The 21,688-nt window shown below is 71.8% G+C and carries 17 protein-coding genes; 3 read left to right on the forward strand and 14 right to left on the reverse strand.

Annotation, left to right across the window (positions count from 1 at the left end):
* Window positions 1–138 precede the first annotated feature (138 nt).
* The 3 genes from AB0A74_RS38505 to AB0A74_RS38515 form a co-directional block, all read right to left on the reverse strand.
* Window positions 139–1,971 (reverse strand): S8 family serine peptidase, encoded by a 1,833-nt coding sequence (locus tag AB0A74_RS38505; protein ID WP_358257534.1) that lies wholly within the window; start codon window positions 1,969–1,971, stop codon window positions 139–141.
* A 157-nt stretch (window positions 1,972–2,128) separates the two neighbouring features.
* Window positions 2,129–3,241, reverse strand: a complete 1,113-nt coding sequence (locus tag AB0A74_RS38510) for a CU044_5270 family protein (protein ID WP_358257535.1) — start codon at window positions 3,239–3,241, stop codon at window positions 2,129–2,131.
* Window positions 3,234–3,812, reverse strand: a complete 579-nt coding sequence (locus AB0A74_RS38515) for a sigma-70 family RNA polymerase sigma factor (protein ID WP_358257537.1) — start codon at window positions 3,810–3,812, stop codon at window positions 3,234–3,236. Before AB0A74_RS38515 ends, AB0A74_RS38510 begins: the two co-directional genes overlap by 8 nt.
* Window positions 3,813–3,883: 71 nt before the next feature.
* On the opposite strand from AB0A74_RS38515, the gene AB0A74_RS38520 reads away from it, so the two are divergent.
* Window positions 3,884–4,504 carry an L-threonylcarbamoyladenylate synthase gene (locus AB0A74_RS38520; protein ID WP_358257539.1) on the forward strand — a complete coding sequence of 207 codons (621 nt, stop codon included), beginning with the start codon at window positions 3,884–3,886 and terminating at the stop codon, window positions 4,502–4,504.
* 227 nt (window positions 4,505–4,731) lie between these two features.
* Here the strand turns inward: AB0A74_RS38520 and AB0A74_RS38525 are convergent, their stop codons facing one another.
* Genes AB0A74_RS38525 through AB0A74_RS38540 form a run of 4 tightly spaced genes read right to left on the reverse strand, consistent with a single transcriptional unit; the run spans window position 4,732 to window position 9,761 of the window.
* A complete protein-coding gene (locus AB0A74_RS38525) occupies window positions 4,732–6,675 on the reverse strand; it encodes a Gfo/Idh/MocA family oxidoreductase (protein WP_358257541.1) in 1,944 nt (647 codons plus the stop codon).
* Window positions 6,676–6,698: 23 nt separating this feature from the next.
* Window positions 6,699–7,550, reverse strand: a complete 852-nt coding sequence (locus AB0A74_RS38530; protein ID WP_358257543.1) for a carbohydrate ABC transporter permease — start codon at window positions 7,548–7,550, stop codon at window positions 6,699–6,701.
* On the reverse strand, window positions 7,531–8,490 hold the full coding sequence (locus AB0A74_RS38535) for a sugar ABC transporter permease (RefSeq protein ID WP_358257544.1): 960 nt from the start codon (window positions 8,488–8,490) through the stop codon (window positions 7,531–7,533). The genes AB0A74_RS38530 and AB0A74_RS38535 overlap by 20 nt, the downstream gene beginning before the upstream one ends.
* A complete protein-coding gene (locus AB0A74_RS38540; protein WP_358257546.1) occupies window positions 8,490–9,761 on the reverse strand; it encodes an ABC transporter substrate-binding protein in 1,272 nt (423 codons plus the stop codon). The genes AB0A74_RS38535 and AB0A74_RS38540 overlap by 1 nt, the downstream gene beginning before the upstream one ends.
* Window positions 9,762–9,972: 211 nt before the next feature.
* Between AB0A74_RS38540 and AB0A74_RS38545 the strand changes: the two genes are divergently transcribed.
* Complete coding sequence (locus AB0A74_RS38545; RefSeq protein WP_358257547.1) at window positions 9,973–10,848, forward strand: sugar isomerase; 876 nt, start codon at window positions 9,973–9,975, stop codon at window positions 10,846–10,848.
* A 295-nt stretch (window positions 10,849–11,143) separates the two neighbouring features.
* Here AB0A74_RS38545 and AB0A74_RS38550 read toward each other — a convergent pair whose 3' ends face one another.
* The 5 genes from AB0A74_RS38550 to AB0A74_RS38570 all read right to left on the reverse strand — a co-directional run bounded on the left by AB0A74_RS38550 (window position 11,144) and on the right by AB0A74_RS38570 (window position 18,722).
* Window positions 11,144–12,313 carry a hypothetical protein gene (locus tag AB0A74_RS38550; protein WP_358257549.1) on the reverse strand — a complete coding sequence of 390 codons (1,170 nt, stop codon included), beginning with the start codon at window positions 12,311–12,313 and terminating at the stop codon, window positions 11,144–11,146.
* Window positions 12,310–13,215 (reverse strand): hypothetical protein, encoded by a 906-nt coding sequence (locus AB0A74_RS38555; RefSeq protein WP_358257551.1) that lies wholly within the window; start codon window positions 13,213–13,215, stop codon window positions 12,310–12,312. Before AB0A74_RS38555 ends, AB0A74_RS38550 begins: the two co-directional genes overlap by 4 nt.
* Window positions 13,212–14,429, reverse strand: a complete 1,218-nt coding sequence (locus tag AB0A74_RS38560; RefSeq protein WP_358257562.1) for an MFS transporter — start codon at window positions 14,427–14,429, stop codon at window positions 13,212–13,214. Before AB0A74_RS38560 ends, AB0A74_RS38555 begins: the two co-directional genes overlap by 4 nt.
* Before the next feature lie 85 nt (window positions 14,430–14,514).
* Window positions 14,515–16,653, reverse strand: coding sequence for a metallophosphoesterase (locus AB0A74_RS38565; RefSeq protein ID WP_358257552.1), 2,139 nt, complete (start codon window positions 16,651–16,653; stop codon window positions 14,515–14,517).
* A 371-nt stretch (window positions 16,654–17,024) separates the two neighbouring features.
* Window positions 17,025–18,722, reverse strand: coding sequence for a S8 family serine peptidase (locus AB0A74_RS38570; protein WP_358257554.1), 1,698 nt, complete (start codon window positions 18,720–18,722; stop codon window positions 17,025–17,027).
* Between the two features lie 234 nt (window positions 18,723–18,956).
* Here AB0A74_RS38570 and AB0A74_RS38575 point away from each other — a divergent pair, with 234 nt between their 5' ends.
* Entirely contained in the window at window positions 18,957–19,865 is a 909-nt protein-coding gene (locus tag AB0A74_RS38575; RefSeq protein WP_358257556.1) for a helix-turn-helix transcriptional regulator, read from the forward strand.
* Window position 19,866: 1 nt separating this feature from the next.
* Here the strand turns inward: AB0A74_RS38575 and AB0A74_RS38580 are convergent, their stop codons facing one another.
* Together AB0A74_RS38580 and AB0A74_RS38585 are read right to left on the reverse strand one after the other, a co-directional pair.
* On the reverse strand, window positions 19,867–20,514 hold the full coding sequence (locus tag AB0A74_RS38580) for a TIGR03943 family protein (RefSeq protein ID WP_358257558.1): 648 nt from the start codon (window positions 20,512–20,514) through the stop codon (window positions 19,867–19,869).
* Window positions 20,511–21,479 carry a permease gene (locus AB0A74_RS38585; RefSeq protein WP_358257560.1) on the reverse strand — a complete coding sequence of 323 codons (969 nt, stop codon included), beginning with the start codon at window positions 21,477–21,479 and terminating at the stop codon, window positions 20,511–20,513. The genes AB0A74_RS38580 and AB0A74_RS38585 overlap by 4 nt, the downstream gene beginning before the upstream one ends.
* Window positions 21,480–21,688 lie beyond the last annotated feature (209 nt).

Genomic DNA, 21,688 nt, shown 5'->3' on the forward strand with positions numbered 1-21,688 from the left:
CCCACCGTGGCGTGGGCCCCCCCCCCGCCGTACGGGCCAACCACCCGAGGCCCTTCCTGTGGCTTGGCAGCCCGTTGAAGCAGTGGGGCCGGCCGCGTGGCGGCCGGCCCCACTTTTGAGGTGCGTGGCGTTTCTGTGTTAGAGCGTCAGGGTCCAGGAGTCGATGTTGCCCGTGTCGTAGCGGGCGATGTCCTGGACTCGCAGGGACCACGTGCCGTTGCGGGTTTCGGAGGACAGGTTGGTCGTGTACGTCGCGTCCACGTTGTCCGCGCTGTCGCTGCTGCTTGAGTTCTTCAGGCGGTAGGCCGTGCCGTCCGGGGCCACCAGGTCGATGACCAGGTCACCGCGCCACGTGTGCTTGATGTGGACCTCGACCTTGGAGGTGGCCGAGGCGTTGCCCGTGCAGCCCGACACCGTGATGGTGCTGGTCACGGCCGCGCCCGCGTCCGGGATGGCGACGTCGGTGCCGTTGGTCTGCGGGGCGCAGCCGGCTGTGCCGACGGTCCAGGTGAACGTGGTGCTGCCGGACCCGCCGGCGCCGGCCGTCGCGGTCGCGGTCACGGTGTAGGTGCCGGCCGTGGTCGCGGTGCCGGTGATCTGGCCGGTGGACGCGCCGATGGTCAGGCCCGGTGGGAGGCCGGTGGCCGACCACGTGTACGGGGCGGTGCCGCCGGTCGCGGTCAGTTGGAGGTTCGCGGTGCCGCCGACGGCCGTGGTCTGGTTGCCGGGGTTGGCCACCGAGACCCCCGTGGTGCCGCCGTTGACGCGCAGCAGGCGGTTCGGGGTGTTCGCGCCCGGGTTGGTGACCTTGTTCGGGGTCGCCTGGGCGAGGATCGCGCTGTGCACCTCGGCCGGGGTCTTGGTCGGGTTGGCCGCCAGGTAGAGCGCGACCGCGCCGGCGACGTGCGGCGAGGCCATCGACGTGCCGCTCATCGTCGCCGAACCCGTGTTGTTCGAGTACGACGCCGACACGATGTTGGAGCCCGGCGCGAAGATGTCGGTGCAGGTGCCGTAGCTGGAGAACGAGGACCGGGCGTCGGTGTTGGTGGTCGAGCCGACGTTGATGGTCTCGGTGACGCGCTGCGGCGAGTACTTGCACGAGTCGTCGTTGAAGTTGCCCGCCGCGACGACGTAGGACACGCCCTTGGCGATCGAGGCGCGCACGGCGTCGTCGAGCACGCGGCTGGGCTCGTTCGCGGTGCCGGTGTAGAGGCTCATGTTGGCCACGGCCGGGAACACCGCGTTCGCGGTCACCCAGTCGACGCCCGCCGCCTCGGTGGACACCGAGCCGCCGCCCTGGCAGTTGAGCACGCGCACGGCCTTGAGGTTGACCTTCTTGGCCAGGCCGTAGGACGCGCCGCCGACGGTGCCCGCGACGTGCGTGCCGTGGCCCTGGCAGTCCTTGCCGTTCTGGCCGTCGTTGAACGCGTCGAAGCCGAACGTCGCGCGCCCGCCGAAGTCGCTGTGGTTGTAGTTGATGCCGGTGTCGATGATGTAGGCGGTGACGTTGCCCGCCTCGGTGCCGTAGCTGTACTTCTGGTTCAGCGGCAGGTCCGCCTGGTCGACGCGGTCCAGGCCCCACGACGGCGGGTTGAGCTGGTCGGCCAGCACCTGGACGGTGCGGTCCTGCTCCACGTAGGACACGGCCGGGTCGGCGGCCAGGCGCTTGGCCTGCTTGGCCGACAGGGTGACCGAGAAGCCCTTCATGGCGGCGCGGTAGGTGAAGCCGACCTTGCCGCCGTAGCGGCCGGTGAGTTCGGCGACCTTGCCGCTGACGTCGGACTGGGCGAGCCCGTTGTCCTTGAGCACGACGATGTAGCTGTCCGCGACCGCGTTCGGCGCGCTCTCGGCGACGATCGGGCCTTCCGGCGCGGCGGTGGCCGCGCCGGGCAGGACGAACGCGGCGGCGACGGCGGTGGTGACCGCCAGTCCCAGGCCGAGTGTTCGTCCGGGCAGGGTTCGGTCTCGCATCACTGCTCCTCGATGCAGGGCGCCCGGGGAGCGGCCAGCCCTCGATGGCCCTTCGTGTCCCGGGCGGTGTGAGGTGTCCTGGTCGGACGTGCCGAGTATTTGGGGCGGTCGGCGCGCCGGACAAGATACTTTCGTACTGTTCCGGCGCGCCGTGCCCTCAGCGCGGCTGGACGCCCGGCCCGTCGGCGACCCCGATCGTGACGGACGTGAACGACCACACCGTGCCCGCGGGCAGCCCTTCCCACTCCTGCGTGCTGATCACCCGTTCACCGATGAACCGCCCGGTGGAGGGGTCCACGACGATCTCCCGCGCCTGCGGCCCGGCCCCGGCCCGCAACGCGACCCCGACCCGCCCGTCCAGGTTGGCCGCCCGGTCGGAGACGGTCAGGTCGGGCAGCTTGGCGAGCGCTTGGTAGAGGGCGGCGCGCAGGTCTTCGGGCACCCAGGCGGTGGCGAGGACGTCGGCGGCGACGGCCAGCGGTCCACCGGGGACGTCCTGCGCGGCCTGGTCGAGTTGGCGGTGCAGCTCGGCGGGGTCGCGGGGCAGGGTGTCGAGGAACGCCTCGGTGGGGTGCCGCCAACTGCCCGCGACGTTCGCACAAGGTCCGGACTCACCCAGCTCCGGGACGAAGTCGCCACAGGGTGCCCGGCGCTCGGTGGTGCGCGGTTCGTCCAGGTGGACGCCGGCGGCGCGGGCGGCCTCCTCGGTGCCCTCGACCCACTGGCGCTTGCCGGTGACGGTGTAGCGGGACACCCATTCGGCCCGCCAGTCCTGCGGACGCCACGTTTCGGAGACGCCTTCGTAGAGGTGGCGGAACTTCTGGTCGCCGCGGTCGTCCACGGCGAGCGCCCAGTCGCGGGTGCGGGTGTAGCGGTACTGGCCGGGCGAGAGGACGGGGTCGCGGGCGTCGGTGACGTGGGCGGCGGCCAGGTCCAACACCTCGGCGGCCGTGGCCCGAGCAGGCCCCTCGGTCACCGACGCGCCGACCACTCCCCCGACAGCGATCACCACAACCCCAGCCGCGACCCCCACCCACCGCCGAGGCCACCGCCACCGCGACCCGAGCGCCGCTCCTCGCCGGCCGTGCGTGGGGATTTGTCGGTCCCCGGTGGGAGAATGGAGACGGGGGCCGGAGGCCGCGCCCGCCGCGTCACCCGCCGCCGCTGCCAGCACGCGTGCCCGGCCGGCGGCGAAAGCCGTCTCGCTCATCGGTGCCGGATCGGCCAACACCCCGCGCACCGCCTCGACCACCCGGTCCCGCTCACCCATTGCCGTCCCCCTCCACGATCTCCGAACCCGCCCCGCGCAGCCGCGTCCGCGCCCGGTGCAGCCTGGTGCGCACGGTCGCCACCGGGATGCCGCGCACCTCCGCGATCTCGCTCGGCGTCAGGTCCGCCCACGCCACCAGCAGCAGCACGTCCCGCTCCTCCACGCGCAGCGCCGCGATCGCCGACGCCAGCCGCGCGCTCACCGCACCCGCGTCCGCCCGCGCCGCCGCCACGGCGCTCAAGTCGTCCGACGACACCACCCCGTGCCGCGCCCACGCCCGCAGCCGCCGCACCTCCGACCGGGCGTGCCGGCGCACCAGGTTGGACGCCACCCCGTACAGCCACGCCCGCGCGCCCGCCCGCGTCGGGTCGAACGTGTGACGCTGCTCCCACAGCACCAGGAACGACTCCGCCACCAGGTCGTCCGCCACCGACGCCCCGACCCGCCGGGACAGGTACGCGTGCAGTGGACGGGCGTGCCGGTCGTACAGTTCGGCCAGGTCACCGGGGGTGGCCAAGCGCTCGGTCACCGGACTCCCACGTTGCGCCGCCAGGGCGCTCTCGGTTCGCACGACCCCTTCTTGCCCGCAACCCCGGCGGGCGTTCCCGCGCGCCTCGGATTCGCGCCCACTAGGCTCCGCGCATGGCGAGGTACTTCGACGTGCACCCGGTCAACCCCCAGCGCAGGTCCATCGACCAGGCCGTGGAGCTGATCCGGTCCGACGGCCTGATCGCCTACCCCACGGACTCCTGCTACGCGCTGGGCTGCCGGCTGGGCAACAAGGAGGGCCTGGACCGCATCCGCCAGATCCGCCACCTCGACGACCGCCACCACTTCACCCTGATGTGCCGCGACTTCGCCCAACTGGGACAGTTCGTGCACGTCGACAACGCGGTGTTCCGCGCGATCAAGTCCGCGACGCCGGGCAGCTACACGTTCATCCTGCCGGCCACCCGCGAGGTGCCGCGCCGGCTGCTGCACCCGAAGAAGAAGACCGTGGGCGCGCGCATCCCCGACCACCCGGTGGCGCAGGCGCTGCTGGAGCAGCTCGGCGAGCCGATGCTGTCCTCCACGCTCCTGCTGCCCGACCAGGACGAACCGCTGGTGCACGGCTGGGAGATCAAGGACCACCTGGACAACGTGGTCGACGCCGTCCTCGACTCGGGCGACTGCGGCACCGAACCCACCACCGTCGTGGACTTCTCCAGCGGTGAGCCGGAGATCGTGCGGCGCGGCGCGGGTGACCCGGGTCGGTTCGAGTAGCGCGTCACGCCCCGGCCGTGGTCGAACGTCGCCTGGTCGGTGCGGTGGAGGCCGTCGGTCGCCTTGCCCGCGCGACGGGCGCGGCCGGCAAGGCGACCAACAGCAGGAACCCGGGCACCGCGGAGGGCACGTTGCTCAGCGGCCCCGGAGAAGTGCGCACGTCCAAGGGCGAACCCCTCCGTCACCACGACCATCGGCGACGGAGGGGTCGCTGTTAGCCGAAACCCTCAAGGCGCCAGGCCCAATCCGAAGAAGTGCATGTCGGCGTTGGCGGGCAGGGTCACCGTGTCCACGGTCTTCGCCGGGTCCGTCCCGACCGAATGGGCGAAGATCGTGTAGCGGTAGGCCGTGTCGCCGTAGCCGCTCTGCCGGTTGCGGCCCACGACCGTGGCGACGGCGGTCGCGCCGCCGGCGGCCGGTTGCGTCCAGTTCGGGAACGCGATCGTGCCGCGCGCGGTCGTGCCGTCGGTGTAGCGGACGACCAGGTCGCCGCCGGGCAGCGTCCCGATGCCGGAACCCAGCACCACCACCCGGCTTCCCTTGCCCGACAACCGGATCACCTGCCCGGCTCCGCGGGCGTTGTTGCGCACGCCGACGCCGGTGGGCCAGGTGATCGACGCGCCCAGCGCCGTGACGGTGGCACCGGGCGCCAGACCCGCGGCGGTGAGCTTGTCGGCGGAGAAGCTGTTGCCGTCGCCGTCGAAGTTGCCCGGGGTGGTGTTGTTCTCGTGGGTGGTGCCGACGTTGTCGAACGCCGCCGCCAGGTTGGCCAGTGGGGACGTGCCGCCGCCGCCGGGCATGTCGGTCTCCGGCGAGTCCAGGCCGGGGCGCGGGCGCGACCAGTCGCCGCGGGTGAAGTCCGGCACCGCCACCGCCGCGCCGCCGGAGTCGAGGGACAGCACGCTCAACGGGATCGGCGCGCACCACGCCGCCGAGTCGTAGACGTCGATGTCGGGCACCAGACCGGACCGCATGAGCTGCACGGTGCGCCACTGCATGATGCCGTCCATGCCGCCGTGCCCGCCGACCCCGTTGGGGAACTTGCGCCACAGCCAGTGCTTGTACTGCTCGCGGAACGTCCCGAAGTCGCGCCACGAGTGGTCGGTGTGGCCGGGCTCGAAGTACACGCGCGCGCCGGACGCGGTGCCCGCGTAGTCCTCGAAGATGCCGCGCGTGCCCGCGATGCTGTTGATGCGGCTGTACGGGCGCGGTGTGCTGACGTCGTGGGCGGTGCGGATGTCGTAGCCCTTGGACGTCTTGATGTGGCAGGTGACCAGGTCGCCGTTGACGTAGGTCTCGTTCCACGACGGGTGCGTGCGCGGCACGAACCGCTCGCGGTAGTCGGCCAGGCCGCGCGCCGGGGTGGCCGTCGCGCTGACCGTGGTGAACCGGTCACCGCGGTTGATGTCCATCGCGGCGGCGACCGGGGCCAGGCCGTGCATGTGGTAGAAGCTGGCCTTGCTGCGGGTGTGCCACAGCCTGCGCCACGAGTCGGTGTAGTAGGTGTCGCTGAACAGCAGCGCCCGCAGGTCGTGCAGGTAGCCGCCGTGGCCGTTGGTGACCTCGCCGAACACGCCTGAGTGCGACATCCGCAGCATGGCCAGCTCGTTGTTGCCGTAGCAGCAGTTCTCGGCGAGCATCAGGTGCTTGCGGGTGCGTTCGGAGGTGTCTACCAGGCTCCACAGCTCCGACAGCTCGGTCGCGATGGGCAGTTCCACCGACGCGTGCTTGCCGGCGAGCATCGCGTCCCGGCCCTGCGCGTAGTGGAACTCCCACGGCGTGGCGATGTAGACCAGGTCCACGTCGGTGCGGGCCAGCAACTGCTTGTAGGAGTCCACCGAGCCGCCGATCACGGCCGGCCGCGGGTGGCCCTGGGCGACCAGCCGGTCGGCGGTGGTCTGCGCCCGGCTGGTGCGGATGTCGCACACCGCCGTGACCACCGCGCCGGGCACCGACGCCCAGCCGGAAGCCATCGCGCCGCCGCGGTTCCCCAGGCCGATCAGGCCGATGCGGACGGTGTTGTGCGCGGGGAACGGGACGTCGATCATGGTGGTCTGACCGGGCGGACGGGGCGGGTCGTCCGCGGCCGAGGCGGTCGGGGCGCCGCTCATGGCGACCACACCGGTCGCCAACGCGCCACCGAACAACGACCGCCGCGTGATGTCGGCCATCAAAGGCTCCTTGCGTCGCAGGGTTATTTGACGGCGCCGAGCGTCATCCCTTCGACGATGCGCCGTCCGAGCCAGACGTAGAGCGCGAGCATGGGCAGGACGAGGATGCAGACACCGGCGAACAGGGCGCCGTAGTCCGCTCCGGAGTACTGCTGGGTCTGCATGAAACCCAGCAACGCCAACGGGAGCGTTTGGAGTTCGGTGTCCTGGACGAACACCAGCGCGATGAACGTCTCGTTCCACAGGCCGATCGCGTTGAGGATCAACGCCGTGATCAGGCCACCGCGGGCGAGCGGCAACGAGATCTGGAGGAACGTCCGCAGCGGCCCGGCCCCGTCGATCGCCGCCGCCTCCTCGACCTCTTCGGGCAGCGAGCCGAAGAACGCGGTGAGCAGGAAGACGGTGAAGGGCAGGGACAGCGCCACGTACAGGACGAACAGGCCGGTCAGGGAGTTGACCAGGCCGATGTTCTCCAGCATGACGAACAGCGGGACCACGATGACCTGCACCGGGATGCCGATGCCCAGGGCGAAGAACAACGCCATCGCGCCGGAGATCCGGGTCCCCGAGCGGGCCAGGGCGTAGGCGGCGGGAGCGGAGACCGCCACCAGCACCACCGCCGACCCGGCGACCAGCAGGACGGTGTTCAGCGCCGCCGCGCCGAACCCGCTGTCCGACCAGGCCTTGGCGAAGTTGCCGAACTCGCCGAACGTGGACAGCGACCAGGGCTGCGAGAAGATCGCCGTGTGGTCGCGCAGGGCGGCGACGCCCATCCAGGCGAGCACGCCGACGTTGAAGATCGCCAGCAGCCACACCAGGCCCACGCCACCCCGGTACAGGGGGCCGTGGCCGTGTCTAGAACTGGATTTGCGCACGGCGCATCACCCTCCGCAGCAGCACGACCAGGACGCCGACGACGAGCAGCATCACCACCGCCGAGGCGGAGGCGTACCCGAACTGGTACTGCGGGTTGCGCCCGCCGAACGTGCTGCCGTAGATGAACAACGCGCTGTTCCACACCTCGACCGTGGGCATGTCGTTGGTCGTGCCGCCGAACGCGTAGATGAACTCGAAGATCTTCAACGACGAGATCGTCCAGATCACGGCCGCGGTGGCCACCACGTCCCACGTCAACGGCAGCGTGATGTGCCGGAACCGTTGCCACGCCGTCGCCCCGGCCAGCGCCGAGTCCTCGTACAGGTCGGCGGGGATGCGGTCCACCCCGGCCATGATGATCGTGGTGAAGAACCCGGTGTTGACCCAGACCAGGCCGATGCAGATCACGGTGAACAGGTTGTCGCCCAACCAGTTCGGCGTGCTGCCGGTGACACCGGACCACAGGGTGGTGAGCAGGCCCTCCGGGGAGCGGAACAGGAAGCCCCACAGCACCGACAGCACCACCGGGGAGACGATGTAGGGGAAGAACAGCACCGCGCGCACGAACTTGCGCCCGCGCATCTCCCGCAGCACCATCGTCAACGCGAACGACACCGCGAACGTCGCCACGCCCACCACGACCAGGATCAGCATGGTGTTGACGAACGAGTCGAGGAACGTCGAATCGTCCAGCAGGATCTCGTAGTTCTGCACGCCGCGCGGTTCCAGCGCGCCGACGCCGTCCCACTTGTGGAAGCTGATCCACACCGACGCCAGCACCGGGCCCACGAAGAACACCAGGTACAGCGCGAGGGCGGGCGCGACGAAGGGCCAGAACAGGGCGCGACGGCGACGGGCGAGCGGCGTGAGCGGCGCGGCGGACGCCTTGGTCCGCCGCGCCCGACGCCCGGCGACCGCGGTCGCGGACGCAACCGCCATCAGCCGTTCTTCTTCCAGTAGTTCGCCTGCTTCTCCGCCAGTTGCGCCAGGAAGCCGGCCACGTCGGTCTTGCCCTTGATGAGCTGGTCGTTGACCGGGTAGAACGCCTCCTCGGCGTAGCCGGGGATCTCGTCGATGCCGTCGATCGGGCGCGACACCGGCAGCGTCTCCAGGGCGGCGCCCAGGCCCTTGAGGTCGTCGGGCACCGGCAGGGCAGGGTTCGGGGTCAGGTTCTTCGCCGTGGTCGCGATCTTGGACAGGTGCGCGTCCTTGAGGAAGTAGGCGATGAACTTCTCCGCCGCCGCGGCCTTCTTGGCGGGCTTGGGGATCGCGAACCCGAGGTTGCTCACCGGGACGGTGGTCTTCGCGCCGGGCAGCGGGGCGAAGGTGAACCGGAAGCCCTGCGCGGCCTTCGGGCCGGTCTCGGACGGGGCCCACGAGCCCATGAGCAGGAAGTCCGCCTGGCGCTGCGCCCACTTCTCCTGCACGGCGGGCCACTTGGAGCCGTCGTAGCCGTCGATGAAGTACTCCTTGTCCACCAGGTCCTTGACCTTGCCCAGCGCGGCGCGGACCTCGGGGGTGTCCCACGCCTTGCCGGTCTTGTCCTTGGCCAGCTCGTCGACCTTGCCCGCGCCCAACGCGCCCTGGAGCACCCCGACGGTCCAGTAGGCGTTGTAGTACGGGATGTCGGCGTCCAGCGCGATCGGCGCGCGGCCCTGGCCCTTGGCCGCGGCGAACAGCGCGGCCAGGTCGTCCCACGACTTCGGGGCCGTGCCGGGCAGCTTGGAGCCGTCGAACCACAGGCCGTTGCCGATGATCTCGTAGGGCACCAGGAAGAACTTGCCGTCCTTCTTCAGGGTCCCGGTGTACTTGTCGGCGACGACGTCGGAGACCTTCTTGCCCGAGCCGGGCACCTCGGCCCCGTAGACCGCGGTGAGGTCGCGGAACTGGTCGGAGGCGACCAGGTTCGCGCGCACGCCCGCCTCCTCCTGGTCCACCAGGTCCGGCACGTCACCGCCGCGCAGCGCGGGCACGACCTTCTTCAGGACGTCCCGGCCCTGCCACTGGACGGTGACGTCGATGCCGGTCTCCTTCTCGAAGTCGGCGACCGCCTGCGCGAGGACCTGCGCCTGCGGCTCGTTCTCCTTCCACATGGACCAGTAGGTGAACGACTTGCCGTCGTCGCTTGCGGCGTTCCCGCCGCTACAGGCGGTCAGAGCCAGCGCGGCGGCCGTGAGGGCGGCGGCGGCGCGGAGTGGAGCAGCGGTCACGGGGCACTCCCTGAGGGGCTGTGTGGTGCACTGCACACCGGAGCGGCTGGTGAGCAATTGTGCACATACTTCCCCTCGAACGCGCACCGGTCAACAGTCAGTTGTCACCGTTTGAGCACGGTTCTAGCCAGAACAGGGTGTTCGGGATGCAAAATCATGCAGTATGTTCGTGGCTTGAGTGCAGAAATGCGCACTGTCTGGAGGAGAGCCCGTGAGCACCCACGTCGCTGTCGAGATCGCCACCCAACCGGACTGCTGGCACCGGGCGTCCACGCTGGCCAAGGAGGTCGCGCCTGTCCTGCCCCGACCCGGTGAGCGGGTGGCCGTGGTCGGCTGCGGCACGTCGTGGTTCATGGCGCAGTCCTACGCGTGGCTGCGCGAGGCCCGGGGCCAGGGCTTCACCGACGCGTTCGCGGCGTCGGAGTTCCCGGGGGCGCGCGACTACGACCGGGTCGTCGCGATCACCCGCTCGGGCACGACGTCGGAGGTGCTGGACCTGCTGGAGACGGTGGCCGTGCCGACCCTGGCGCTGACCGCCGACGGCGGCACGCCCGTGGTCGACGCCTCCGACGACGTCGTCGTGCTGGACTTCGCCGACGAGGTGTCGGTGGTGCAGACGCGGTTCGCGACCAGCGCGCTGGCGTTGCTGCGGACGTCGCTGGGCGAGGACCTGTCGCCCGCGATCGCCGACGCGACGGTGGCCGTGGGCGCGGAACTGCGCCCGGAGTGGACCGCCGCCACCCAGATCACCTTCCTGGGCCGGGGCTGGACGGTGGGCCTGGCCCACGAGGCGGCGCTGAAGATGCGCGAGGCGGCCGGCGCGTGGACGGAGTCGTACCCGGCGATGGACTACCGCCACGGCCCGATCAGCATCACCGCCCCGGGCCGCCTGGCGTGGGTGTTCGGCACCGCGCCGGAGGGGTTGGCGGAGGACGTGGCGGCGACCGGGGGGACGTTCGTGACCAGCGCGCTGGACCCGATGGCGGCGCTGGTGGTGGCGCAACGGCTGGCGGTGCACATCGCGGAAGCCGCCGGCCTGAACCCCGACCAACCCCGCCACCTGACCCGCTCGGTGATCCTGTCGTGACCCGCTGACCGGCGAGCCGGTCGGATCCGGCACGGAGGTCGGGGGCGCCAGGCGGTGTTCCACGTGCGGCTAACGCGCGTCGGTCAGGACGCGACCGCCGGGGTCGGCCCGACCTCCCGGCGGCCGACACCGGCGTGGGGCGGCTCAAGGAGAGTCCCGGGGTGCGCCGCACCGCCAACGGCGCACCCCGCGCTCTTAAGCCGGCCATGGCACGCACTCCGCTGAGGTCACACCAAGAACGTTAGGCCGTTCAGGCGAAACCGGCCACGCGACGTCCCGCGTCCGGGTGACCCGCCTACAACGTGCGCAGGTCCACCACGTGCCAGGTCAGGGCCGTGTTCTCGCCCGTCGACCACCACACGAACGGGCCGCGCGCGAGCACCGTGCCGAAGCCGGTCGCGAGGTCCGCCGTCCGGTCGCCGCGCGTGTCGTACAACGCCAGCGCGCCCCGGCCGTCGTCCACGACCACCGCGAACCGGTCCAGCAGCACGACGTCCACGACCGCCGGGCGCACCTCCCGCCCGCCGACCCGCCGCCGCGACGACCCGTCGGGGCGCATGAGGTCCAGCCGCGCGGTCCCGCTCTGCCGCAGCACCTGCACGCGGCACCACTCGGGCGTGCAGTCCACCAGCTCCACCCCCTCGCCGCGCACGGTGGTCACCGCGCCGGTCCGCAGGTCCGCCAGCCGCGACGACCCCGCCGCCTCCACCTCGGCCGCCGTCGCCCACGGCCACGCGGACAACGTGTACCGGCCGGACAGCCGCACGGCGCCGACCGGACCACCGGCCACGGGGACCGTGCGGACCTCGGTGTCCTCGCCGACGACCGTCGCCCAGCTCGCCAGCCCGTCGTGGACGACGAGGTCGTACTGGGAGTCGAGCAGCACCACCCGGCCGGTGTCGGCGGTGACCCGCGTCGGGTCCTCGCCGCGGGGGCCGGACCGCCACAGCGAGCCGGTGGCGGTGACGTCGGACAGTTCCAGCCACACCAGGGCGTCCGGCGGGGTGGCCACGGCGAACCGGGGCGAGCCGGCGGCGGGCAGTTCGCGGACGACCCGGTCGCCGACGACCAGGCGCACCACGTCGCCCGCGTTGGTGACGCTGACCGGCGTGTCCAGGTCGAGGTAGGCCAGCGGGGTGTGCGCGCCGCCGGTGGCGGAGGAGGTCCGCGCACCCGGGAACGCCTCGCCCAGGGTGAGCGGGGCGGCCGAGGCGGGTGCGCGGACCGGTTCCGGCAGGCCGACCAGGACGACCGCTGCCAGAACGACCAGGGCGAGACCGAGCCACGTGCAATCCGCCGGTACCCGGAGCCGCGCGCGGAGAGCAGCGGCACGAGCCGAGCGCGCCGAGCCACCCGAGCGGGCCAAGCGGGCCGAGCCGTCCGAGCGCGCCGAGCGTCCCGAGCGGGAACCCGCCCAGGACCCGGCGGCGGCGCGGGCGGCGGGTTCGGCGGTCCCGCGCGTCACCTGGGCACCGCCGGCGAGGAGGCGTCCGCACGCACCAGGACGGGCGCGCCGCTGCCGTCCGCCGGCACCGAGTACACCGCCTTGTCCCGCCCGTAGGCCACCGTCCGGTCGTCCAGCCACTGCGGCTGGTCGTCCAGGTGCGCCGGGTCGGCCAGCGGCACGTCCGCGCCCGACGCCAGGTCCAGCACGTGCAGCCGCCACCGGTCACCGGTCCGGCGCTTGTACGCGATCCGCGTCCCGTCCGGCGACAGCGAGGGGCATTCCACGTTGCGCCGCAACGACTCCAGCGTCCGCGTCCGCAGGTCGCCCTTCACCAGCCACGTCGACTCCCCCGTCCGCAGCGTCGCGTAGAACGTCACGTCGTCGCGCGCGAACGTCACCCCCCAGTAGTTCACGTCGTCGGCGTCGTGCGGCTGACCCTCCAGCACCAGCGAGAAGTCCTCCAGCGACCCGTAGTGGCTCTGCGAAGCCAGGTCGTAGATGCCGGCCGTCGTGGAGAACGTCCCCGCCCCGCCCAGGTACGAGTCACCAGCGCGGAACACCGTCCACGCCACCAGGCGCCCGCTCGGCGACACCCGCGCCCGCGACGGCGTCCCCCACTCGGTCAGCCGCACCTTCTCCCCCGCGGCGTCCGACACGACGACCTCCGACTGCTCCGGCAACGCGGTCGTCCGCAGGCACACCATCGTCCCCGCCGCGACGTCCACCCGGTGGCACGCCGGCCCGACCCGCCCCTCCTGCCGCACCCGCCCGGACCCGTCCACGTGCACCAGCCCGCCACGCAGGTCCAACGACTCGGGCGGCACGACGGCCCCCACCGACCGCATCCCGACGAACGCCACCCCACCCGCCAGCGTCGCCGCCACCAGCCCGACCCCGACCCACGTCCGCCGCGCGATCACGACCGCACCGCCCCACCGACCAGGACCGCCACCAGCAACGCCGCCGCCAGCACCGCGAACGCCGGTTGCAACGCCAGCCCGGTCGCGACCACCCCGAAACCCACCGCACCACAGGCACGGGCCAGCGCCTGTCCTGTTTGGACTATCGCCAAGCCGGTGGCACGCAACGCCTCCGGCACCAGCGGCGCGGCATGAGCCATCAGAACCCCATCAGTACAAGCGTAGAAAACCCCGTGCGCCACCAACACCAGCGCCGCCACGGCCCATCCCCGCAACGCCAGCGCCAGCACCACATAAGCCCCCACCAGCACGACGTGCCCGAGCAGGAACACCCGCCAGCGCCCGAACCGGTCGGCCAACCGCCCCACCGGCGTCGCCAACGCCATGAACGACAACGCGGTCGCCAACGGCAGCAACGGCAACACCCCGGACGGCAACCCGGCGCTCTGCTGCACACCGACGAACAGGAACATGTCCCCCACGGTGCACACCCCGAGCGACGCGGCGACCAGGCACGTCCGCCGCAACGAGCGCTCCCGCAGCAACCCGAACCCCGACCGCAGCCGAACCCTGGTGCGCGCCACCGTCCCGACCGGTGCCCGCACGAACACCGCCAGCACCACCACGGCCACCACCGCCAGGCAGAAGCTGACGGCGAACACGGCCGTGTAGTCGCCGACCAGGAAGTGCAACAGCCCGAACGCCACCAGCGGACCGAGCAACGCCCCGGCGGTGTCCAGCGCCCGGTGCACCCCGAACGCCCGGCCCAGGCCGTCCCCCGGAGCCGCGAGCGTGATCATGGCGTCGCGGGGCGCGGTGCGGATGCCCTTGCCCGCCCGGTCCACGCCGATCAGGCCGCCGATCAACGGCAGCGAGGACCCCGCCAGGGGAAAACCCAGCTTGGTGACGGCCGAGAGCCCATAACCGGCCAGCGCCACGGCCTTCGGCCGGCCCAGCCGGTCGGCCAGGTAGCCACCGGCCAGGCGCAACAACGCCGTCGCGCCGGTGTAGAGGCCGTCGATCGCGCCGAGTTGCAGGTACCCGACGCCGAGGCCGTAGACGAGGTAGAGCGGCAGGACCGCGGTGACCATCTCGGCGGACATGTCGGTGATCAGGCTGACCACGCCCAACCCGACGACGGTCGCCGGCACGGCGCGCCCCGACCGGCCCGACGGCCGCCCGGTGTCCGCGGAGCGGATGGTGGAGACGTACATGCCAAGGCCTTCCGTGGTGGTGTGCACGGCCGGGCAGGACCGGCCGTGCACACCGTCAACACTGGGCGAACCGCTTGGACACCGACTACCCGACGCTGACCCGCACGTCGTCCACCGCGGCCTCCACGAGGGACGCGGTCGAGGCGTCGGCGGTCTCGACGAGCAGGCGCACGCTGCGGCCCGCGTAGGCCGCCAGGTCGACGGTCGCCGCCTGCCACTGGCCGGGGACCGCGACCGAGCTCTGGCCGAGCCGCTCGAACACCGTGGTCGCCGTGGCCCCCTCCAAGACCCGCACCCGCAGGTAGTCCGAGGTCGAGGAGTTGTTGCCGTACGCGAAGTTGTAGTTGAAGCTCAGCTTCGCGCCGGACGGCACGGTGAACGCCGGCGACGCGGTGGACGTCTTGCCGCCGTCCACGTCGTTGGCCCCGTCGGACGCCCCGGCCAGCCGGCCGGTGACCAGGCAGTTGACGCCGCTGGTGGCGTCGCCCAACTGCTTGATCTGGCCGTTGCCCGCCTCGGCGGTCTGCTCGGGGTCGCCGCGCTCCCACCTGCCGGTCGTGGCCGTGTCGTTGGCCTGCGGGTTGACCTGCCAGCCCTTGTCGGTCTCGAAGTCGTCGAAGAACGCGTCACCGACCGTGGACGACACGCTCACCGTCACCCGGGCGGTGTTCGTGGCCGTCGTCGCGGTGCCCGTGACGGTGGCCGTGGCGCTGCCGTTCGGCGCGGACGCCGAGGCGGTCAACGTCAGCGTCGCCGACGCCGAGCCGCCGGCGGTCGGGGTGACCGAGGACGGCGAGATCGTCCCGGTGACGCCCGAGGGCAGGCCGGACACGCTCAGCGAGGTCTGCTCCGAGAAGGTGCCCGTGCTGGTCACCTTCACCGCCACCGACGCGGTGCCGCCCGGCTTGAGGCTCACCGACGCCGGGGTCGCCTCGACGGTGAAGCCCTTGGCCTTCTTGCACGCGCCGGACACCGTGTCGGTGAACGTGCGCCCGGACACCGGCACGAAGTCGCTGGTGTAGCCGGTCGCGGTGAGCGTGAGCTTGCCGACGCCGAAGGTGTTGGTGTTGCCCACTTCCTGCGTCGCGGCGGAGGAGGAGTCGAAGTTGTAGTAACCCCGGCCGCCGGTGCCGATCAGCAGTTGCCGGACGCCGTTGGCGGTGTCCTTGGTGCCGTCCGGGCGCGAGGGCGCGAACCGCTGGTAGTTGTGGTCGTGGCCGACGACGACCAGGTCGGCCTTGGCGTCGTAGAGGGCCTGGAAGAACGGCGTGACCGACGTGTCGTCGCCGTGGCTGCCGCGGCTGAACCGCGGGTGGTGCCAGAACGCGGCGGTGCACGGCTTGGTGTTGGCCGCCAGGTCGTTCTTCAGCCACGTCACCTGGCTGGAGGTGCTGGTGCGGCTGATGTTCGAGTTGAGCGCGACGAAGTGCCAGTCGCCCACGTCGAAGCTGTAGTAGCCCTTGCCGCGCTCGCCGGCCCGCGTGCCGAAGTAGTCGAAGTAGCCCGCGGCGCCGGAGGTGTTGTACTCGTGGTTGCCCGGCGTCGGGTACGTGATCGACTTGAACTGGCCGTAGTACGGGTTGTAGACGTTGTTGTACTCGGACAGGGTGCCGGAGTTGTAGGCGTTGTCGCCGGCCAGGATCAGCGCCTGCGGGTTCATGTTCTTCACCAGCGGCGCGGTCTGGTTGCACGACGAGCCGCACACGTCGCCCACGGCCGCGACGGTGGCCGTGGCCATCGCCAGGGCCTGGGTGCCGGCTTGGTAGGAGTCGATCGCGAACCGGCTGGCCGGGTCGGTCAGGTTGGGCGAGACGCGGACGCAGTCGCCCTCGAAGGCGCGGGTGTGGAACGCCTTGCCCGGCCAGTTGGCCGCGGTGAGGGTGAAGCTGCCCGCCGTGGAGCCGGTGAGCGTCACCGAGTCGTTGCCGCGCAACGACAACTGGGTGACGCGCAGCCGCAGCCACTTGGCGTCCGGCGCGCAGACGTGTTGGTCGGTCGCGACCCGCGTGGCCCCGCCGGAGGCGGTGACCTCGGCGCGGGCCGCGGTGACGCCCGGTTCGGGCAGCTGCGGGACCTGGTCGGCGATCTCCGGTGGCGCGGCCGGCGCCGCGTGCCCGGTGGCCGCCGGTTGGGCGGCCACCAGGAAGGCGCCGACCAGCAGGGTGGACGTCGTCGCGGCCACCGCGGAGCGGCGCCATCGACGTCGTTGGATCACTGATCGCATTCGGATTCCTCTGGGCAGGGACGGGGACGGCCGGGTGCAGAGGTGGAATTCCGGCCGTCCCCGACATTCGGTTCGAGAACCAGCAGGGAGGATCTCTCCAGAATTCGCGAACCTTTTTCCGGTTGTCCGGGAAAAGGCCGCGCGGAACCGCGCAGCCGGCTCGCCGAGGGGCGGCCTCCACAAGACGGTGCGCGGTACCGGCCCGATGTGCCGCGGAGAGGCTTCGGGCGTTGGTGCCGATTCGGTTGTCACGGCTTTCGCCGCGGGGTTTCACCTCCTGCGGAGGGGGACGCTTTCGACCCTAATCGCAGGTGAAGGGCCGTCAACGACGATCTGTCCGGGAGGTTGGATAACTCTGAACAGCAGGTGGACTAGGTCGTGACCGCCATGTCGTCCACCGCCGCCTCCCACAGCGAGGCGGTGCCCGCGTCGGCCGTCTCCACCAGCAGCCGCACCTCGCGCCCGCCGAACGCCGCCAGGTCCACGGTCGCGGTCCGCCACGCCCCGGCGACCTCGGTGGCCGCGCCGAGCCGCTCGAACACCGTGGTGGCGCTCGTGCCGTCCAGGACCTTGATCCGCAGGTAGTCGGCGGCGCTGGAGTTGTCGCCGTGGGCGTAGGTGAAGGCGAAGCGCAGCTTGGCCGCGCTCGGCAAGGCGATCGCCGGCGACACGATCGAGGTGACGCCGCCGTCCACGTCGTTCGCACCGTCGGAGGCGCCCGCCAGGCGGCCGGTGACCAGGCAGTTCACGCCGCTCGCCGCGGTGCCGAGCTGCTTGACCTGGCCGCTGGAGGCCGACGTGGTCTGCTCGGGGTCACCGCGCTCGAAGCGGCCGGTGGTGGCGGTGTCGGTGCCCGACGGGTTGGCCCGCCAGCCCTTGTCGGTCTCGAAGTCGTCCGACCACACCGGCGGGGTCGCCGGACCGCACGGGACCTGGAGCAGGCGGTTGGGCGAGTACGCGCCCGCGCCGCTGACCAGGCCGGTCGCCGCGCACGCCACGATCGCGTCGTGCACCTGCTTGGGCGTGGCGGCCGGGTTGGCCTCCACGTACATCGCCGCCGCGCCCGCGACCGCCGGGGCGGCCATGGACGTGCCGGACATGGTCGCGGTGCCCGTGTCGCTGCTGTGGGACGCCGAGACGACGTCCGTGCCGGGCGCGAACAGGTCCAGGCAGCGGCCGTAGTTGGAGGTGCCGCGGCGGGTGTCGGAGCGGGTCGTGTTGCCGACCGTGATGCCCTCGGGCACCAGCGCCGGCGAGTGGGTGCAGGCGTCGGTGTTGTCGTTGCCGGCGGCCAGCACGTAGGTCAGGCCCGAGGCGATGGACCGGCGGACCGCGTTGTCCAGCATGGTGTCGCCGGCGCCGTCGCCCAGGCTCATGTTGACCACGGCGGGCTTGACCGCGTTGGCGGTGACCCAGTCGACGCCCGCGATGACCACCGAGTTCGGCCCGGACCCGCCGCACGGCAGGACGCGCACGGCGTGCAGGGTCACGGCCTTGGCGACGCCGTGGGTCCGGCCGCCGATGGTGCCCGCGACGTGCGTGCCGTGGCCGTTGCAGTCCTGGGCGACGGGGTCCCGGTCGACCGCGTCCCACCCGTTGACCGCCCGGCCGCCGAAGTCCTGGTGGGAGATCCGCACCCCGGTGTCCAGCACGTACACGTGCACGCCCGCGCCGGTCCTGTCGTAGGTGTAGGTGCCCGACAGCGGCAGGGTGCGCTGGTCGATGCGGTCGAGGTTCCAGGGCGCGTTGGTCTGGGTCGTGGTGGCGTGCACGACCGAGTCCTGCACGACCCGTTCCACCCGCGGGTCGGCGGCCAGCCGGGCCGCCGCCGCTGCGGGCAGCCGAACCGCGAACCCGGTCAGCGCCGAGCGGTAGACGTGGGTGACCTGCCCGCCGTAACGGGCGGCGAGCGGGTGCGCGTGGTCGGCGTCGCGCACCTGGACGAGGTAGCTGTCGGCGATCGCGCCGGCCGGCACCTCGACGGGTCCGGTCGCGGCGGCGGGGACGGCGGTCAGCGCCGCGAGCAGGCCCGCGACGGCGACGGCCGCGCAGGTGTGGGTTGATCTCACCGGTGGCTCCAGGGGACGGGGAACCGCGGCCCGTGCGGGCACGCGGGATCTGGGAGCCGCCCCTCGGTACCGGAAACCCCACCCGGTTCGCCGCGATGCTAAATCGAATCCGACGCTGCGACGCATTCGTCCAGAACGATCCTGGAAATTCCGCGCGAACGGGCCGGCGGGGTAGGCTGCCCGGCGGCAGCAATTCCCTGGACGCACCCCTGCGGCGTTGACGGAGGAGCCATCATGACGACCACGGTGCCCGCGGATTTCAGCGCCGCGCTGAGAGCCGCGATCCAACGCAGCGGGCTGAGCCTGAACGAGATCAGCCGGCGGCTGCGCGAACAGGACACGCCGGTCAGCATCAGCGCGCTGAGCTACTGGCAGAACGGCGAGAACCGGCCCGAGCGGGCCAGTTCGCTGGCCGCGGTGACGGCCCTGGAGGAGATCCTCGGCCAGCCACCGCGCACCCTGACCGCGCTGCTGGGCCCCCGCCGGCCCCGCGGCCGGTGGACCAACCGCGGCGGTCCCGTGGTCACCTACGACCAGGTGTGGCACCGGCCCGAGTCGGTGGCCCGCGCGCTGGCCAAGGTCGAGGCGACCCCGGACGACCTCAAGTCGCCGCACCGGCTGTCGCAGTACCTGTCCTACCGGGTGGACGCGCGCGGGCACGAGGAGTCCATGCTGGTGCGCCGGCTGATCCGCGCCGACCGCGACGGCACGACGAAGTTCGTCTTCGTCACCCGCTGCTCGTCGCTGACCCACCCGCCGACGATCATCCACACCGAGGGCTGCCGCCCCTCCCGGTTCCGCGCGGACGTGCCGTCCTCGACGTGCGTGTTCGAGTTCCTCCTGGACCGGCCGCTGGCGGCGGGCGAGCTGGCATTCGTGGAGTTCGGCCTGCGGTTCCCGCCCGGCCAGACCGACCAGCACGCGCAGATCGCGATCTACCGACCGGCCCGGGACCTGGTCCTGCAGATCGCCTTCGACCCCGACCACCTGCCGCGCACGTGCGGCGGCTACTTCCAGCCCCGCAGCGGCCTGCCGCTGGAGAAGCGCGGCGAGGTGAGCTTCAACCGGGCGGCGAGCACCTACCAGTTCATCACGCTGGACCCGGAGCCGGGCCAGTACGGCATCCAGTGGTGCTGGCGCTGACCTACTCGTAGGGCCGCTGCGGCTCGGGCACGACCTTCACCGACTCGACCGCCAGGAAGGGGATGCGCTCGCCGTTGACACCGTCCACGACGGACCCGGCCCGGTAGGTGCCGACCACCTCGACCCACGTGTCGGGCTCGGCCGGCACCACCCCGTCCAACACCACCTTCACCGGGCGCCCGTCAGCCGCACAACACGTCAGGATCATGCGCACCAACAGGTTCTCACCGCCGGGACCCCGGGCGACGAACCCGGTCAGCACGACCCGACGACCACCCAGCGACCGCCCCTCGTCGAACACCGCACGAGACGCGTAGTCCAACACGGTCACCCGCACCGGATCACCCCCCGGCAACGGCGGGTACTCGTCCGACTCGACCAGAGCGGTCCCGGAGTTGCCCGCCGCGTAACTGCCCAGGGGCTGCGGCGCGACCACCACCAACGCCACCACCGGCAGCACGAGCAGCCAAGCCACCCGGGGTTGCCGATGCCGGTTCGCCACCGCCAGCACCACGACCACCACACCGGACAACAACAGGAACGGCCACAAGCCGGCCTTGACGTACCGCAGGTACTGGCCCGTCAGGCACACCTTGACGACCGCCGCCCCCAGCAGCAACAACACCACGCACGACGCCGTCCGGTTCACCAGAACACCGCCCCCACGGCGACCGCGCTCGCCACCGCCACCACGAACGTCACCGGCGCGAACCGCAGCGCGAACCGCCGCCCGAACGTGCCGACCTGCATGGCGAACAACTTGAGGTCCACCATCGGCCCGACGACCAGGAACGCCAGCCGGGCCGTGGTGGAGAACTGGGTGAGGGAGGCGGCGACGAACGCGTCCGCCTCCGAGCAGATGGACAGCAGCACGGCGAGCAGCGCCAACGCCAACACGCTCAGCCACACGTCGTCCGCCAACGCCTGCAACCACCGCCCGGGAACCAGCACGTTGATGGTCGCCGCCGCCACACCCCCGACGACGAGGAACCCCCCGGCATGGACGAGGTCATGCCCAGCGGCCCCGAAGAACGCGCGCCACTTCGTGTCCCCGTGCACGTGCTCGGGCAACCGGATCCAGTCGGTGCGCCCCCACCGCAACCAGAGCCACCCCATGACCACGGACGCGACGAAACTCGCGATCGCCCTGGCCGCCACCATCCCGGGTTCCCCCGGGAAGGCGATGGCGGTGGCGGCCAGGACGACCGGGTTGACGGCCGGCGCGGAGAGCAGGAACGCCAGCGCCGCAGCAGGCGTGATCCCTTTGCGCACCAACGCGCCGGCCACCGGCACCGAGCCGCATTCGCAGCCCGGGAGCACCAACCCCGTGGCGGCGGCGGCAGGCACGGCCAACACGGGTTTGCGCGGCAACGCCTTGACGAAGAACGACCGAGGCACGAAAACCGCGATGGCAGCGGACAACGCGACCCCGAACGCCAGGAACGGCAAGGCCTGCAACACGATGGACACGAACACGGTAGCCCAGGTCTGCACGACGGGCGCCAGAAAAACGCCCCCGAACACCCCACGAACAACCAAAACCACCAGCAGAAGCCCCGCCAACACCTCCACCGACCCGATCCTCCGACGAACATCCGGCACGGTGGCGCTCATGAACGGGGCCTCCCCTCGGTCCCCCGAACCCTAAGCCCGCCCAACCACCACCCAAAACACCCCGATCTGGAGAAACTCTCAACACACCGCGCCGCAGACGCGGGCTCTTCGATGGGCTATCAGCCACAGGAAGGGCCTCGGTTCGTTCCCCGTACGGCCTGGGCGCAGCCCAACCGCGCTTCTCCCTTCTTGGCAACCAGCTCTTCCGG

The sequence above is a fragment of the Saccharothrix sp. NPDC042600 genome (assembly GCF_040647305.1).
Taxonomy (GTDB): Bacteria; Actinomycetota; Actinomycetes; order Mycobacteriales; family Pseudonocardiaceae; genus Actinosynnema; species Actinosynnema mutabilis.